11 protein-coding genes are annotated in these 16290 nt (G+C 60.4%); 5 read left to right on the top strand and 6 right to left on the bottom strand.

What is annotated here, in order from left to right; all coding sequences use genetic code 11:
* Positions 1 to 149: 149 nt before the first annotated feature.
* The gene (dacB, locus tag Q7C20_RS09790; RefSeq protein WP_375066985.1) at positions 150 to 1610 is read right to left on the bottom strand and encodes a D-alanyl-D-alanine carboxypeptidase/D-alanyl-D-alanine-endopeptidase; all 1461 of its coding nucleotides are present in this window, start codon (positions 1608 to 1610) and stop codon (positions 150 to 152) included.
* 237 nt (positions 1611 to 1847) lie between these two features.
* Here dacB and Q7C20_RS09795 point away from each other — a divergent pair, with 237 nt between their 5' ends.
* Positions 1848 to 2192: a YggL family protein gene (locus Q7C20_RS09795; protein WP_348058389.1), complete on the top strand. Its 345-nt coding sequence runs from the start codon at positions 1848 to 1850 to the stop codon at positions 2190 to 2192.
* 37 nt (positions 2193 to 2229) lie between these two features.
* Here the strand turns inward: Q7C20_RS09795 and Q7C20_RS09800 are convergent, their stop codons facing one another.
* Positions 2230 to 3420: a benzoate/H(+) symporter BenE family transporter gene (locus tag Q7C20_RS09800; protein ID WP_348058391.1), complete on the bottom strand. Its 1191-nt coding sequence runs from the start codon at positions 3418 to 3420 to the stop codon at positions 2230 to 2232.
* A gap of 226 nt (positions 3421 to 3646) precedes the next feature.
* Between Q7C20_RS09800 and Q7C20_RS09805 the strand changes: the two genes are divergently transcribed.
* Positions 3647 to 4411, top strand: a complete 765-nt coding sequence (locus Q7C20_RS09805; protein ID WP_348058393.1) for a GntR family transcriptional regulator — start codon at positions 3647 to 3649, stop codon at positions 4409 to 4411.
* Positions 4412 to 4567: 156 nt separating this feature from the next.
* On the opposite strand, the gene guaD is transcribed toward Q7C20_RS09805, so the two are convergent.
* The 4 genes from guaD to xdhA form a co-directional block, all read right to left on the bottom strand.
* Positions 4568 to 5872 carry a guanine deaminase gene (gene guaD, locus Q7C20_RS09810; RefSeq protein ID WP_375066987.1) on the bottom strand — a complete coding sequence of 435 codons (1305 nt, stop codon included), beginning with the start codon at positions 5870 to 5872 and terminating at the stop codon, positions 4568 to 4570.
* Positions 5873 to 5884: 12 nt separating this feature from the next.
* Positions 5885 to 6724, bottom strand: coding sequence for a xanthine dehydrogenase accessory protein XdhC (gene xdhC, locus Q7C20_RS09815; protein WP_375066988.1), 840 nt, complete (start codon positions 6722 to 6724; stop codon positions 5885 to 5887).
* Positions 6725 to 6893: 169 nt separating this feature from the next.
* Complete coding sequence (xdhB, locus tag Q7C20_RS09820) at positions 6894 to 9293, bottom strand: xanthine dehydrogenase molybdopterin binding subunit (protein WP_375066990.1); 2400 nt, start codon at positions 9291 to 9293, stop codon at positions 6894 to 6896.
* On the bottom strand, positions 9286 to 10734 hold the full coding sequence (gene xdhA / locus Q7C20_RS09825; RefSeq protein WP_375066991.1) for a xanthine dehydrogenase small subunit: 1449 nt from the start codon (positions 10732 to 10734) through the stop codon (positions 9286 to 9288). Before xdhA ends, xdhB begins: the two co-directional genes overlap by 8 nt.
* A 280-nt stretch (positions 10735 to 11014) precedes the next feature.
* Between xdhA and Q7C20_RS09830 the strand changes: the two genes are divergently transcribed.
* From Q7C20_RS09830 to zipA, 3 genes are all read left to right on the top strand, one after another.
* Positions 11015 to 11674 carry a GntR family transcriptional regulator gene (locus tag Q7C20_RS09830; RefSeq protein WP_348058400.1) on the top strand — a complete coding sequence of 220 codons (660 nt, stop codon included), beginning with the start codon at positions 11015 to 11017 and terminating at the stop codon, positions 11672 to 11674.
* A 2-nt stretch (positions 11675 to 11676) separates the two neighbouring features.
* Complete coding sequence (smc, locus tag Q7C20_RS09835) at positions 11677 to 15165, top strand: chromosome segregation protein SMC (RefSeq protein WP_375066992.1); 3489 nt, start codon at positions 11677 to 11679, stop codon at positions 15163 to 15165.
* 259 nt (positions 15166 to 15424) lie between these two features.
* On the top strand, positions 15425 to 16288 hold the full coding sequence (gene zipA / locus Q7C20_RS09840; RefSeq protein WP_348058403.1) for a cell division protein ZipA: 864 nt from the start codon (positions 15425 to 15427) through the stop codon (positions 16286 to 16288).
* The last annotated feature ends 2 nt before the right edge of the window (positions 16289 to 16290 follow it).

Here is a 16290-nt window from a genome sequence, read left to right on the forward strand (position 1 = left end):
GTGCCGAGTGGTGGGGCGGAGCGTTTTTGGTTACTTTTTGCGCTCTTCAAAAAGTGACCCGCTGTAAGAGCGGAACCGATTTCAGCCATTACCGCAGCAACGGATATGTACCCCGACAGCCAGCCATCGCAGACAAACCACACACTCACCTAAAGCACCGGTTCCGCCACCCCCAGCTTCGGCTGGCGATACAGATCCAGCAACACCTGATCCAGCACCGACGAAGCCCCCCACGGCTTCGAATCGTTAAGAATCGCCACCACCACCCAGGTATTGCCATTGTTATCACGACTAAACCCGGCAATCGCTCGAACCGTGTTCAAGGTGCCTGTCTTAACGTGAGCCTCACCGCGCATCGCCGTAGTCTTCAGGCGTTTACGCATGGTGCCGTCAGTCCCGGCAATCGGCAGCGAGCTGATGTACTCAGCGGCATACGGACCCTTCCACGCAGCTTGCAGCATGGCCGCCATCTCACGGGCGCTGACCCGTTCAGCACGCGACAAGCCTGAGCCGTTCTCCATCACCAGGTGTGGCGCGGTGATGCCTTTTTTAGCCAACCATTGACGCACTACACGTTGCGCGGCCTTGGCATCGTCGCCATCGGCGTCGTTGCGAAACTGCGCGCCCAGGCTCAGGAACAGCTGCTGAGCCATGGTGTTGTTACTGAATTTATTGATGTCGCGGATGATTTCCGCCAGGTCCGGCGAAAACGCCCGGGCCAGCACCTTGGCGTTTTTCGGAACCGGCGCCTGGATGTCACGGCCCTGGATGGTGCCACCCAACTCCTGCCAGATCGCGCGCACGGCGCCGGCGGTGTAGGTGGCGTGGTCGAGCAGCGACAGGTAAGTCTGTGAGCTGCAGCCATCGGCCAACTGACCGCTGACGGTCACGGTGACGCTGCCGTCGGCGGCTGTCATGGGGCTGTAGCGCACATCGCCGGTGCATTGCTTGGCGTTGGACACTTTCACCTGATTGTCGATACGGATGCTCGCTATTGGCGGCTCGGCCGACACGATCACCCGGCCGGAATCGTTGCGGGTCACGAAGCGCAGGGCTTTGAGGTTGACCAGCAGCGCATCCGGCTTGACCAGGAACGGCTTGTTCTCGTCGTTGCCGTCGTCATTGAATTCGGGCAATTGCGGTGGGTTGAAGAAGCTGCGGTCCAGCACCAGGTCGCCGGTGACTTGCTTCACGCCGTTGGCGCGCAGGTCGCGCATCAGCAGCCAGAGTTTTTCCATGTTCAGCTTGGGGTCGCCGCCGCCCTTGAGGTACAGGTTGCCGTGCAACACGCCACCGCTGAGCGTGCCGTCGGTGTAGAACTCGGTCTTCCACTGGTGGTTGGGGCCGAGCATTTCCAGGGCTGCGTAGGTGGTGACCAGCTTCATGGTAGAGGCCGGGTTAACCGACACGTCGGCGTTGAACACGGTCGGGGTGCCGGGGCCGGTTAACGGCAGCATCACCAGGGACAGCGAGGTATTGGGTATTTTGGCTTTCTGCAGGGCCTGCTGAACATTGGGCGGCAGGGTGGTATTGATCGGGGCGGCGGTGACGGAAAAGGCCAGTGGCAAAAGAACGCTGGCAAGCAAAAATGGACGCAAAGATTTGATCATAAAGAATAAAACCCTACTGCTGAGAAGGGTGAAAAAGGCGAGGGGTGTGTAAGAAAATCCCTCATTAGTCACGAAAGTGTCGGCATTATGCCCCAAGGTGGATCCAGTTGTAGCTGAACGATAGCTGCTAATGGGCGTTTTTTTTGCCTGCATTGTGCCGCCCGTCCCAGAGAGTCGGGCAATCGTCGCCTTAAACTGCTAAAGTGCCGCCCGTTATTACTTATGAGGATTGTTCCAATGGCGACTAACCGTTCCCAGCGTCTGCGCAAAAAACTGTGCGTTGATGAATTTCAAGAGCTGGGTTTCGAACTGAACCTGGACTTCAAAGAAGGCCTGAGTGAAGAAGCTACCGATGCTTTCCTCGAAGCATTCATCAAAGAAGCCATGGAAGCCAATGAACTGGGCTATGTCGGCGGCGATGACTTCGGTCTGGTTTGCCTGCAGAAGCGTGGCTCGGTCAACGAAGAACAGCGCGCAGCTGTTGAAAGCTGGCTCAAAGGCCGCAGCGAACTGAAAAGCGCTGAAGTCAGCCCACTGCTGGACGTGTGGTATCCGGAAAAGCCGATCAACGCGGCTAAGTGATACTAAAAAAAACGGCGACCTGAGGGTCGCCGTTTTTTTATGCCTTGCGCCAATTCAGAATCAGCAACGTCAACACCCCCGCCACAATCCCCCAAAACGCCGACCCGATGGAAAACAACGTCAAGCCTGACGCAGTGACCATAAAGGTGATCAGCGCCGCTTCCCGTTCCTTCGGCTCATTCATGGCGATGCTCAGGCCATTGATGATTGAGCCAAACAGCGCCAACGCCGCAATCGACAGCACCAGCTCCTTTGGCAGCGCTGCGAACAAGGCCGCCAATGTCGCGCCGAATACTCCGGCAATCCCGTAGAACACCCCGCACCACACCGCAGCGGTGTAGCGCTTGTTGCGGTCTTCATGGGCATGGGGCCCGGTACAGATCGCCGCGCTGATCGCCGCCAGGTTGATGCCGTGGGAGCCAAACGGCGCCAGCACCAGTGAGGCCAGGCCGGTGGTGGTGATCAGCGGCGAGGCCGGCACCGTGTAGCCGTCGCCGCGCAGTACTGCGACGCCGGGCATGTTCTGCGAGGTCATCGCCACCACGAACAGCGGGATGCCGATGCTGATGGTCGCGGCCAGCGAGAAGTGCGGCGTGGTCCAGACCGGCGTCGCGACTTCCAGGTGGAAGCCGCTGAAGTCCAGCAGGCCCATCAGCCCGGAAAGCACGGTGCCGATCACCAGCGCGGCCAACACGGCATAGCGGGGCGACACGCGCTTGATGATCAGGTAGGTGAAAAACATCCCCAATACCAGGCCGATGCGATGCTGCGCAGCGACGAAAATCTCGCTGCCGATCTTGAACAGAATCCCCGCCAGCAATGCGGCTGCCAGTGACGCCGGAATGCGTTTGACCAGTTTTTCAAAGCTGCCGGTCAGGCCGCACAGCGTGACCAGCACCGCGCACGTGATGTAGGCGCCGATGGCCTCGCCGTAACTCACGCCGCCAAGGCTGGTGATGAGCAAGGCCGCGCCGGGTGTCGACCAGGCAATGGTGATCGGCGTGCGATAGCGCAGGGACAAGCCGATGCTGCACACGGCCATGCCGATGGAGATCGCCCAGATCCATGAAGAAATCTGCGCCGTGCTCAAGCCGGCGGCCTGGCCGGCCTGGAACATCAGGACCAGGGAACTGGTGTAGCCGGTCATCATGGCGATAAAGCCGGCGACGACGGCCGACGCAGAAGTGTCGGCCAGTGGGCGCAAAGGCGCTTGAGTGGCGTCGGTCATGGAGAGGTGTTCCTTTTACCTGGGTGTTTGCCGGTGAAGGCGCAGATTCAAGCCTAAACTCAAACGTAACGACTCATTGCAATACAGCCGGGGCCGCAAACAGCCGTACAGTGTGTTGGCGTATGCGGTTGTGTACAATGTGCCCTGTTTTTAGGTGATACTTGCCAGCAACCGTTTGTTGCCGTATTACCGTTAATTCGCCGCCGTTCTCCCGACCCGAGTGCCCATGAACGAACAGTTGCAACCTCTCAAGAAACAACCGCGAGCCGGCAAGGCCGGACGCAGCGGAACCCAGGACGATATCGTCTATGCGCATATCTTCGAGGCAATCCTCGAACAACGCCTGGCACCCGGTACCAAATTGAGTGAAGAGGCACTGGGCGAAATCTTCGGCGTCAGCCGCACCATCATTCGCCGCGCGCTGTCGCGCCTGGCCCATGAAGGCGTGGTGTTGCTGCGGCCCAATCGTGGCGCGGTGGTGGCGAGCCCCAGTGTCGAAGATGCGCGCCAGGTGTTCCTGGCCCGCCGTTTGGTCGAGCGGGCGATCACGGAGTTGGCGGTGCAGCACGCGACAGCCGAACAACTGGCTGAATTGCGTCAGATGGTCAACGACGAGCGTGACAGCTTTTCGCGCGGCGATCGCGGTGCGGGCATCCGCCTCTCCGGCGAGTTCCACCTGAAGCTGGCCGAAGCGGCGAAGAACGCCCCGCTGATCAGCTTCCAGCGCAGCCTGGTGTCGCAGACATCGTTGATCATCGCGCAGTACGAAAGCGGCAACCGCTCGCACTGCTCCTACGATGAACACACGCAGTTGATCGACGCGATCGAGGCACGGGACGCGACGCTGGCGGTGAATTTGATGATGCATCACATGGATCACATCGACAGCAAGCTCAACCTCGATGAGGAAAGCGCGTCGGATGATTTGCATGCGGTGTTTTCGCATTTGTTGCAGACCAAGAAGCCAGGGCGCTCTTCGGTCAAACTCTGATCCCAATCAACAATGTGGGAGCTGGCTTTTGTGGGAGCTGGCTTGCCTGCGATAGCATCCCCTCGGTCTAACTGAAAGACCGAGGTGACTGCATCGCAGGCAAGCCAGCTCCCACAAAAAGCCGCTCCCACATTTGGTTTTGTATGGCGACTGATATTAGCGCTGATGCACCAAATGCCCCGCCGCATACGTCTGCAACACCGTCCGGTCATCCCCCAGCGTCATCAACACAAACAACGTCTCGGCAATGTTGTTCGACTGCTTCAAGCGATAGCTCAACAGCGGCGTGGCGTTGTAATCCAGTACCAAAAAGTCCGCATCCGTACCCGGTTGCAACGTACCAATCTTGTCTTCCAGACGCAGTGCCCGCGCGCCGCCCAGGGTGGCCAGGTACAGCGACTTGAACGGGCTCAAACGCGCACCCTGCAACTGCATCACTTTGTACGCTTCGTTCAAGGTTTGCAGCAGCGAGAAGCTGGTGCCGCCGCCCACATCCGTGCCCAGGCCCACATTCAACTTGTGCTTCTCGGCCATCGGCAGGTTGAACAAACCGCTGCCGAGGAAGAGGTTCGAGGTCGGGCAAAACGCGACCGCCGAACCGGTCTCGGCCAGCCGTGCGCATTCGTCGTCACACAGGTGCACGCCGTGGGCAAACACCGAGCGCTCGCCCAGCAGTTTGTAGTGGTCGTACACGTCCAGGTAGCCTTTGCGTTCCGGGTACAGCTCCTTCACCCACTCGACTTCCTGCTTGTTCTCACTGATGTGAGTCTGCATGTAGAGGTCCGGGTATTCGCCCAGCAGTTGCCCGGCGAGTTCCAGTTGCTGCGGCGTGCTGGTCGGCGCGAAACGCGGCGTGACCGCATAGTGCAGGCGGCCCTTGCCGTGCCAGCGTTCGATCAGCGCCTTGCTTTCCTGGTAGCCGGTTTCGGCGGTGTCGGTGAGGTAGTCCGGCGCGTTGCGGTCCATCATCACTTTGCCGGCGATCATGCGCAGGTCGAGCTTCTCGGCGGCTTCAAAGAACGAATTCACCGACTGCGGGTGCACGCTGCCGAAGACCAGCGCGGTGGTGGTGCCGTTGCGCAGCAGTTCCTTGATGAAAATATCCGCGACTTCTTCGGCATGGGCCTTGTCGGCGAACTGGCTTTCGCAGGGGAAGGTGTAGGTGTTCAGCCAGTCCAGCAACTGTTCGCCATAGGCGCCGACCATGCCGGTTTGCGGCAAGTGGATATGGGTGTCGATCAGGCCGGGAGTGATCAGCGCGTCCTGGTAATGGATGACTTCGATGTCGGCGGGCAGGGTCGGCAGCAAGTCACCGGCATGGCCAACAGCGCTGATCTGGCCGTTCTCGATCACCAGCAGGCCGTCTTCGAAGTATTCGTACGAGGCTTCGATGCCCACTTCAGCGGGGTCGGCGATGCTGTGCAGAATGGCGGCACGGTAGGCTTTGCGAGTCAAAGGCATGGTCGTCTCAATTCAAATGGCTTGGCTGCGGCGCGAAGCCACCAGCAGTTTGGCAATGGGTTCGGCGCTCGCGGTGTGCTGACCGAAATTCGCGTTATAGGTGGCGATGATTTCGCCGGCGATGGAGATAGCAATCTCCACCGGTAATTTGCCCTTCACCTCGGTGAGGCCCATGGGGCAGCGCATGCGTTGCAACTGCGCGGCGTCGAAGCCGCGATCACGCAGGCGGTGTTCGAACTTGACCCGTTTGGTCTTCGAACCGATCAGGCCGAAGTAGGTGAAGTCATCTCGCTTGAGCAGCGCGGCGGTCAGTTCCAGGTCCAGCGCGTGATTGTGGGTCATGACGATGCAGTAACTGCCCACCGGCAGGTCGGCAATTTCGTCGACCGGCTCTTCGCTGACGATTTTACGCACGCCCTGGGGGATGTGCTCCGGGAACTCCTGATCGCGCGAATCAATCCAGCGCACCCGGCACGGCAGGCTGGCCAGCAACGGCACCAGCGCGCGACCAACGTGGCCGGCACCAAACACCGCGATCTGCGCCTGCACCTGGCCCATCGGTTCGAACAGCAGCACTGTCACGCCGCCGCAGCACTGACCCAGGCTGGCGCCGAGGCTGAAGCGCTCCAGATGGGTGTTCTGCTGGCCGCGCACAAGCATGTCCCGGGCGATCTGCATCGCCTTGTATTCCAGGTGCCCGCCGCCGATGGTGTCGAAGGTGTGCGCAGCGCTGATGACCATCTTCGAACCGGCGTTGCGCGGCGTGGAGCCGAGCTCTTCGATGATGGTCACCAGTACGCAGGGTTCGCCGCGGTTTTGCAGGTCGGCGAGGGCGCTGATCCAGTTGTGCATAGTCACCTCAACATTTCTGCTGTCAGTTCGGCCGTCATCGGGAGCAAGCCCCCTCCCACATTAGAATGTATTCACACATCAAAAATTGTGGGAGCTGAACTCCCCACACTTGGTCTGCAAACCCGATCAAATGTGGGAGGGGGCTTGCTCCCGATGGTAGCGGCGCGGTCTAGAGCGACGCCAACGCTGTTTCAGCCTCGACGGCCTTCGCAGTGATCAACTGCCGCATCTGCTCGCACCCCCACAACACCCGCTCCGGCGTTGCCGGCGCATCAATTTTCGGCTGATGGCGATAGTCACCGAGGCTCGCCACGGCATCCTTGATCGCACACCACGACGCAATCCCGAGCATGAACGGCGGCTCGCCCACGGCCTTGGAATGGAACACCGTGTCTTCCGGGTTCTTGCGGTTCTCCACCAGCTTCACGCGCAAATCCAGGGGCATGTCGGCCACGGCCGGGATCTTGTAACTGGCCGGGCCGTTGGTCATCAGCTTGCCCTTGTTGTTCCACACCAGCTCTTCCATGGTCAGCCAGCCCATGCCCTGGATAAAGCCGCCTTCCACCTGGCCAATGTCGATGGCCGGGTTCAGCGAGGCGCCGACGTCGTGAAGAATGTCGGTGCGCAGCATCTTGTATTCGCCGGTCAGGGTGTCGACGATCACTTCGCAACAGGCCGCGCCGAATGCGAAGTAGTAGAACGGCCGACCGCGCGACTGGCTGCGGTCGTAGAAGATTTTTGGAGTCTTATAGAACCCCGTACTCGACAGCGACACCTGGGCGAAATACGCCTGCTGGATCAGCGCTTCAAACGTCAAAATCTGCTCGCGCACGCGCACATGGCCGTTGTGGAATTCCACATCGGCTTCGCTCACGTCGTACTTGCGCGCAGCGAATTCCACCAGCCGTTGCTTGATGATTTCTGCTGCGTTCTGTGCGGCTTTGCCGTTCAGGTCGGCGCCGCTGGACGCAGCGGTCGGCGAGGTGTTGGGCACCTTGTCGGTGTTGGTCGCAGTAATCTGCACGCGGTCGATGTCGACCTGGAAAATCTGCGCCACCACCTGCGCCACCTTGGTGTTCAACCCCTGGCCCATCTCGGTGCCGCCGTGGTTCAGGTGGATGCTGCCGTCGGTGTAAATGTGGATGAGCGCACCGGCCTGGTTAAGGAAGCTGGCGGTAAATGAAATACCGAATTTCACTGGCGTCAGCGCCAGGCCTTTTTTCAGGATCGGGCTGTGGGCGTTGTACAAACGGATCGCTTCGCGGCGCTCGGCGTATTGGCTGCTGGCCTCAAGCTCGGCTGTCATTTCTTCGAGCATGTTGTGCTCGACGGTCTGGTAGTAGTGGGTGACGTTGCGCTCGGTCTTGCCGTAGTAATTGACCTTGCGCACCGCCAGCGGGTCAAGGGCCAGATGCCGGGCGATAGCGTCCATCACCTCCTCGATTGCGACCATGCCCTGCGGGCCGCCGAAGCCGCGATAGGCGGTGTTGGACGCAGTGTTGGTCTTGCAGCGATGGCCGTTCACCGTGGCATCGCCCAGGTAATACGCGTTGTCGGAGTGGAACATCGCGCGGTCGACAATCGAGTTCGACAGGTCCGGCGAGCAGCCGCAGTTGCCCGCCAGTTCCAGGTTGATCCCGTGCAGTCGGCCGGTGTCGTCAAAGCCCACGTCGTATTCGATATAGAAGGGGTGGCGCTTGCCGGTCATCAGCATGTCTTCGACGCGCGGCAGGCGCATCTTGGTCGGCTGGCCTGTGAGGCGCGCAACCACTGCGCACAGGCACGCCGGGCTTGCGGCCTGGGTTTCCTTGCCGCCGAAACCACCGCCCATGCGGCGCATATCGACGACGATTTTGTTCATCGACACGTCCAGCACTTCGGCCACCAGTTTCTGCACTTCGGTGGGGTTCTGCGTGGAGCAATAGACGATCATGCCGCCGTCTTCGGTGGGCATCACTGAGGAGATTTGCGTCTCCAGATAGAAGTGTTCCTGGCCGCCAATGTGCAGCGTGCCCTGGATACGGTTTTTCGCCGAGGCCAATGCGCCCGCCGAATCGCCGCGCTGGTGGGTATGGCTGTCGAGTACGAAGTGTTTATTGCGCAAGGCTTCGACCACGTCGAGCACCGGTTCGAGGTCTTCGTATTCGATCACCGCAGCCATGGCGGCTTTGCGCGCGGTTTCGAGGTCGCGGGCCGCTACTGCCAGCACCACTTGACCGACGAACTGCACGGTGTCGATGGCCAGTAACGGGTCGCCGGGCATCAACGGGCCGATGTCTTTCAGGCCCGGCACGTCTTCGTGGGTGATGGCGATACGCACGCCTTCAAAGGCGTAGCAGGGCGCAGTGTCGATACTGATGATGCGTGCATGGGCACGGTCAGACATGCGCGCATACAGGTGCAACTGGTTCGGGAATTCCAGGCGGTCATCGATGTACTGTGCTTCGCCGGACACATGCTTGGCGGCGCTGTCATGCTTGACGCTGCGGCCGACGCCGGAGGTCAGGTCCTGGGAGAACAGCTCGGCAAGTTCGGCCTGGGTTTTTACATCGGCGTGATGGTTAGACATAAGCGGTCACCCGAGTCTCGATGTGCGGCGTTTGCAGTTCGATGAAGTATTTGCGCAGCAGGTTCTGCGCGCTGAGCAGGCGGTATTCCTTGCTGGCGCGGAAGTCCGAGAGCGGGGTGAAATCTTCGGCCAGGGCGGCGCAGGCTTTTTCCACCGTAGCGGAGTTCCAGGTGGCGCCGACCAGCACGGTTTCGCAGCTTTTCGCGCGTTTTGGCGTGGCGGCCATGCCGCCGAAGGCGACGCGGGCTTGGCTGATCACACCGTTTTCAATCGTCAGGTTGAAGGCGGCGCACACCGCGGAAATATCATCGTCGAGGCGTTTGGACACCTTATAGGCTCGGAACAGCGCGTGGCCCTTGGGCACGATGATCTTCTCGATGAACTCGCTGTCCTGGCGCGCAGTCACGCGGTAGTCGATGAAGTAGTCTTCCAGCGCCAGGGTGCGGCGGGTGTTGCCTTTGCACAGCACAATCTGCGCGCCGAGGGCGATCAGCAGGGGCGGTGAATCGCCGATCGGCGAGGCGTTGCCGATGTTGCCGCCCAGGGTGCCCTGGTTGCGAATTTGCAGCGAGGCGAAGCGGTGCAGCAGTTCGCCGAAGTCCGGGTATTCATGGTGCAGCGCGGTGTAGCAGTCGGAGAGGGCTGTGGCGGCGCCGATTTCCAGGCGGTCGTCGAAGTCTTCGATGCGCTTCATTTCTTCAATGTTGCCGACGTAGATCATCACCGGCAGGGTGCGGTGGAACTGCGTGACTTCCAGCGCCAGGTCGGTGCCGCCAGCCAGTAGACGCGCTTGCGGGTAGGCGTCGTAGAGGTCGGCCAGATCGGCGACGGTCAGCGGCACCAGGCAGCGTTTGTCGCCGCTGTTCAGCTCGCCGGTTTGGGTTGGTGCGATGGCCTTGAGGCGGGCGATGGTTTCGGCCTGGCGGCTGTCAAACTGATCCTGCGGTTTGTTGCAGCAGGCCTGTTCGGCGGCGGCGAGAATCGGGCGATAGCCGGTGCAGCGGCACAGGTTGCCGGCCAGCGCTTCGTGGGCTTTTTGGCTGTCGGGAGCGTCGCTGTTCTTTTGCAGCGCAAACAACGACATCACAAAACCCGGTGTGCAAAAGCCGCATTGCGAGCCGTGGCACTCGACCATGGCTTGTTGCACGCTGTGCAGCTGGCCCTGGTGTTTGAGGTCTTCGACGCTGATCAGTTGTTTGCCGTGCAGGGACGAGACAAAGGTCAGGCAGGAATTGAGGCTGCGATAACGAATCTGTTGCGCACCGTGTGCATCGGTGTGCAATTCGCCGACCACCACGGTACACGCACCGCAATCGCCGCTGGCGCAGCCTTCCTTGGTACCGGATTTGCCCACGTGCTCACGCAAATAGTTGAGCACGGTCAGGTTGGGGTCCAGGGCGTGCTCGCTACGGAGTTCCTGGTTTAGTAAAAACTGGATCACGGAAGGCCTCGCAGACTCATTATTGTTGTTAAGCGCTTTGCGCCGAATCTAGTCATGTCTGACTTTTCGGTCAATTGTTTTCTGACTTAAGGGTCAAGAAAGCGCGATCGCAACACATTTAATTAGGGGCCAGTCTTTTGGAACCGACGTTTTTGCAGGCCTTTACCTGCGATACGTTGCTTATTTCATGCCAAATTCGCCGCCGTGGGCGTAGCGCCATCAGCGGGCCAATGCGCTACACTGCCGCGCTTGTACCGATAGCAGATTTCGAAGGGAAAACATGACGTTCAAGGCGCCGGACAGTCTCGCCGAGCAAATCGCTCACCACCTCGCCGAACGTATCATTCGCGGCGATCTCAAGCCTGGGGAGCGGATCCAGGAACAGAAAGTCACGCTGGCGCTCAATGTCAGCCGTGGTTCCGTGCGCGAAGCCCTGCTGATCCTTGAACGCCGCCACCTGATCGCGATCCTGCCGCGCCGTGGCGCCCACGTCACCGAACTCACCGCACACAAGGTGCAGAGCCTGTGCACGTTGATGGGCGAGCTGTACATCCTGCTCGGTAATGCGGTTGCCGAGGGCTGGCAGACCCAGGCCGACATGGCGCCCTTCGTGCAAATCCAGCAGCGCCTGATCGCCAGTTTCGAACGCCAGGACATTCGCGCCTTCGTCGAAGAAAGCTTCAACGTGATGCGCGCTGCGTACCCGTTCGCCAACAACCCGTATTTGCAGGAAACCGTCGAGAACCTGCAGCCGGCGATGAACCGCGCCTATTACCTGGCGCTGGATCAACGCAAGGCGTCCATGAGCGAGTACCTGGTGCTGTTCGAGCAGTTGCTCGCCGCCGTGCTCGCCCGTGACTTGCCGCAGATTCGCCAGGTGTTGTCGGCCTACGGCGAGCGCAGTTGCTCGCTGGTTATCGCTGCGTTGGCGGACGCCTAAGCGTGCGGCTCAAGTGCATCAAACTGGCGGGGTTCAAGTCCTTCGTCGACCCGACCACGGTGAACTTCCCCAGTAACATGGCGGCGGTGGTCGGGCCCAATGGTTGCGGCAAGTCGAACATTATCGACGCCGTCCGCTGGGTGATGGGCGAGAGCTCGGCCAAAAACCTGCGTGGCGAGTCGATGACCGACGTCATCTTCAACGGCTCCACCAGCCGCAAGCCGGTGAGCCAGGCCAGCATTGAGCTGGTGTTCGACAACTCGGATGGCACCCTCGTCGGCGAATACGCCGCCTACGCGGAAATCTCGATTCGCCGCAAAGTGACCCGCGACAGCCAGAACAGCTACTTCCTCAACGGCACCAAGTGCCGTCGTCGCGACATTACCGACATCTTCCTCGGTACAGGCCTGGGCCCGCGCAGCTACTCGATCATCGAGCAGGGCATGATCTCCAAGCTGATCGAAGCCAAGCCTGAAGACCTGCGTAACTTTATCGAAGAAGCCGCGGGCATCTCCAAGTACAAGGAGCGCCGCCGCGAGACCGAAAACCGCATTCGCCGCACCCATGAAAACCTCGCCCGCCTGACTGACCTGCGCGATGAGCTGGAGCGCCAGTTGGAGCGCCTGCACCGCCAGGCCCAGGCTGCCGAGAAGTATCAGGAATACAAGGGCGAGGAGCGTCAGCTCAAAGCGCAACTGTCGGCCCTGCGCTGGCAGGCGTTGAATGAGCAGGTCGGCCAGCGCGAAGCGATTATCGGCACCCAGGAAATCAGCTTTGAAGCGCTGGTGGCCGAACAGCGCAATGCCGATGCCAGCATCGAGCGCCTGCGCGACGGTCACCATGAGCTGTCTGAACGCTTCAATCTGGTGCAAGGGCGTTTCTACTCGGTGGGCGGCGATATCGCCCGGGTCGAGCAGAGCATCCAGCACGGCCAGCAACGCCTGCGCCAGTTGCAGGATGACCTCAAAGAGGCCGAACGCGCGCGCCTGGAGACTGAATCTCACCTGGGCCACGACCGCACGTTGCTGCTGACCCTCGGTGAAGAGCTGGACATGCTCACGCCCGAGCAAGAAATCACCAGCGCTGCCGCCGAAGAAGCCGCCGCCGCGTTGGAAGAATCCGAAACCACCATGCAGGGCTGGCAGGAGCAGTGGGACACGTTCAACCTGCAATCCGCCGAGCCGCGCCGCCAGGCCGAAGTGCAGCAGTCGCGCATTCAGCAGCTGGAAACCAGCATGGAACGCTTGGCTGAACGCCAACGCCGGATGCAGGAAGAGCGCGCGTTGCTCTCGGCTGACCCGGAAGACGCGGCGATCATGGAACTCAGCGAGCAGCTCGCCGAAAGCGAAATGACGCTGGAAGACCTCGAAGCCAGCGAAGAGCAGCAAGTGGAGCGCCTGGAGCAACTGCGTCAGCAGCTGCAACAGGCGACCCAGGCCCAGCAGCAGGCCCAGGGCGATTTACAGCGGCTCAACGGCCGGCTGGCGTCGCTGGAAGCCTTGCAGCAGGCGGCGTTGGACCCCGGCACTGGCACGGCTGAATGGCTGCGCGACCAACATTTGGCCGAGCGCCCGCGCCTGGCCGAGGGTTTGAAAGTAGAAGCCGGTTGGGAGCTGGCGGTGGAAACCGTGCTCGGCGCCGACCTGCAAGCGGTGCTGGTCGATGATTTTGGCGGCTTTGACCTTGCCGGTTTCACCCAAGGCGATCTGCGTTTGCTCAGCCCCGCCGCCGACGGCACGCGAGTGCCGGGCAGCTTGCTGGACAAGGTCGAGGCGGCGATTGATCTGTCGCCCTGGCTGGGGCAAGTCAAACCGGTGGACTCGCTGGAACACGCCTTGGCCCAGCGTGGCCAACTGGGCGCCGGCGAAAGCCTGATCAGCCGGGACGGCTTTTGGGTCGGTCGGCACTTTTTGCGCGTGCGCCGAGCCAGTGAAGCCGAAAGCGGTGTTCTGGCCCGTGGCCAGGAAATCGTCAGCCTGAGCGCCGAACGTGAAGAGCGCGAAGCCACCCTGGAAAGCCTGGAAACCGAACTGCAAACCCTGCGCGCCACCCAGCGCCAGCAAGAGACTGGCCGCGAACACCTGCGCCGTCTGCTTCAGGACGAAGCGCGCCAGCAAGGCGAACTCAAGGCCCAGCTCTCAGCGAGCAAAGCCAAGGCCGAACAATTGACCCTGCGCCGTACTCGCCTCGACGAAGAAGTCGCCGAGATGGGCGAGCAGCGCGCCCTTGAACACGAACAGATCGGTGAGGCGCGCCTGCAGTTGCAGGAAGCTCTCGACAGCATGGCGCTGGACACCGAGCAGCGTGAACTGCTGCTGGCCCAGCGCGACAGCCTGCGCGAACGTCTGGATCGTGTGCGTCAGGAAGCCCGCCAGCACAAAGACCACGCGCACCAATTGGCGGTGCGCCTCGGCTCCTTGCAGGCCCAGCATAAGTCCACCGCCCAGGCCCTTGAACGCCTGGAGATGCAATCCGAACGCCTCACCGAAAAGCGTGAGCAACTGAGCCTCAACCTGGAGGAGGGCGAAGCGCCTCTGGAAGAGTTGCGGCTCAAACTGGAAGAGTTGCTCGACAAGCGCATGAGCGTCGACGAAGAACTCAAGACCGCGCAAATCGCCCTGGAAGACGCCGACCGCGAACTGCGCGATGCAGAAAAACGCCGGACCCAGGCCGAGCAGCAATCCCAGCTGATTCGCGGCCAACTCGAACAACAGCGGATGGAATGGCAAGCCCTGACCGTGCGCCGCAAGACCCTGCAAGACCAGTTGCTGGAAGACGGCTACGACTTGCACGGCGTGCTTAACACGCTAACCGCACAGGCCAACGAGAAAGACGCCGAAGAAGAACTTGAGCGCATTGCCGCGCGCATTCAACGACTGGGCGCGATCAACCTCGCGGCCATCGATGAGTATCAGCAGCAGTCCGAGCGCAAACGTTACCTGGACGCCCAGAACGCCGACCTGGTGGAAGCCCTGGACACCCTGGAAAACGTGATCCGCAAGATCGACAAGGAAACCCGTAATCGCTTCAAAGATACCTTTGATCAGATTAATAGCGGTTTACAGGCGTTATTCCCGAAAGTTTTCGGTGGTGGCAGCGCTTACTTGGAACTGACGGGCGAAGATCTACTCGATACAGGGGTAACGATCATGGCGCGGCCTCCGGGCAAGAAGAACAGCACCATCCATTTGTTGTCCGGTGGCGAGAAGGCACTCACCGCGTTGGCCCTGGTATTTGCGATCTTCAAATTGAACCCGGCGCCGTTCTGCATGCTTGATGAAGTTGATGCCCCGCTGGATGACGCTAACGTTGGACGCTATGCGCGACTGGTTAAAGAGATGTCCCAGACCGTGCAGTTCATCTACATCACCCACAACAAGATCGCCATGGAAATGGCCGATCAACTGATGGGCGTGACCATGCACGAGCCTGGCTGTTCGCGTTTGGTGGCGGTGGATGTCGAAGAAGCGATGGCGATGGTGGAATCCTGAGGCGGGCGTTGAAAGAGAATTTTCAGCAGGCGGTAAGGTGATGGACCCGGTTGTGAAATATGGCAAATGGACATATTTGTTCAAGGCATTTTGACAGACGGTGTAAAGTTATCTTTGGTCGTGCTAGTTTAATGTCAATTTTGCGTATGCGTGGGCAAAACGTCAGTCAGAACATAGAGTTGGCGCCACGTTTTAAAGCGGTTTGCACGGTGCTAAACCCCTTATTTTTCAGCATTTTTTATTAGAGGCACGGGATTACATGGAAATCGGTCTGCGCGAGTGGCTGATCGTCATCGGCATTATTGTCATTGCCGGTATTCTTTTTGATGGCTGGCGCCGTATGCGCGGCGGCAAAGGCAAGCTTAAATTCCGTCTGGACCGCAACCTGTCCAACTTGCCTGACGACGACGGCAGCGCCGAGCTGCTGGGGCCGCCACGCGTGCTCGACAACCATAAAGAACCCCAACTGGACGAGCATGACTTGCCGTCGATGAGCGCGCCGGTGCGTGAAGCCCGTGAGCCTTCCAAGCGTGGCAAACGTGGCAATGCCGGCGCGGCTGAGCCGCATCAGGGCGACCTTAACCTGGACGTCGATGACGGCCCGAGCTTCAGCAGCCGCGATGACGATTTCCCCGACGAGACGCCAGCCAAAAGCAGCGCCCCGCGCCAATCGGTCAACGATCAGCCGGCCGCTGAAGAAGTCTTGGTGATCAGCGTGATCTGCCGTGACGCCGGCGGTTTCAAAGGCCCGGCGCTGTTGCAGAACATTCTGGAAAGCGGCCTGCGTTTTGGCGAGATGGATATCTTCCACCGTCACGAAAGCATGGCGGGTAACGGCGAAGTGCTGTTCTCCATGGCCAACGCGGTCAAGCCGGGTACCTTTGATCTGGACGATATCGACCTGTTCAGCACCCCGGCGGTGAGCTTCTTCCTCGGCTTGCCTGGCCCGCGTCACCCGAAACAAGCGTTCGACGTGATGGTGGCCGCAGCCCGCAAGCTGTCCCAGGAACTCAACGGCGAGCTCAAGGACGATCAACGCAGCGTCCTGACTGCCCAGACCATCGAACACTACCGTCAGCGCATCGTCGAGTTTGAGCGTCGCGCCCTGACACAAAAACGCTGAGG

This window comes from Pseudomonas sp. AMR01 (assembly GCF_041946035.1).
GTDB classification, from domain to species: Bacteria; Pseudomonadota; Gammaproteobacteria; order Pseudomonadales; family Pseudomonadaceae; genus Aquipseudomonas; species Aquipseudomonas antarctica_B.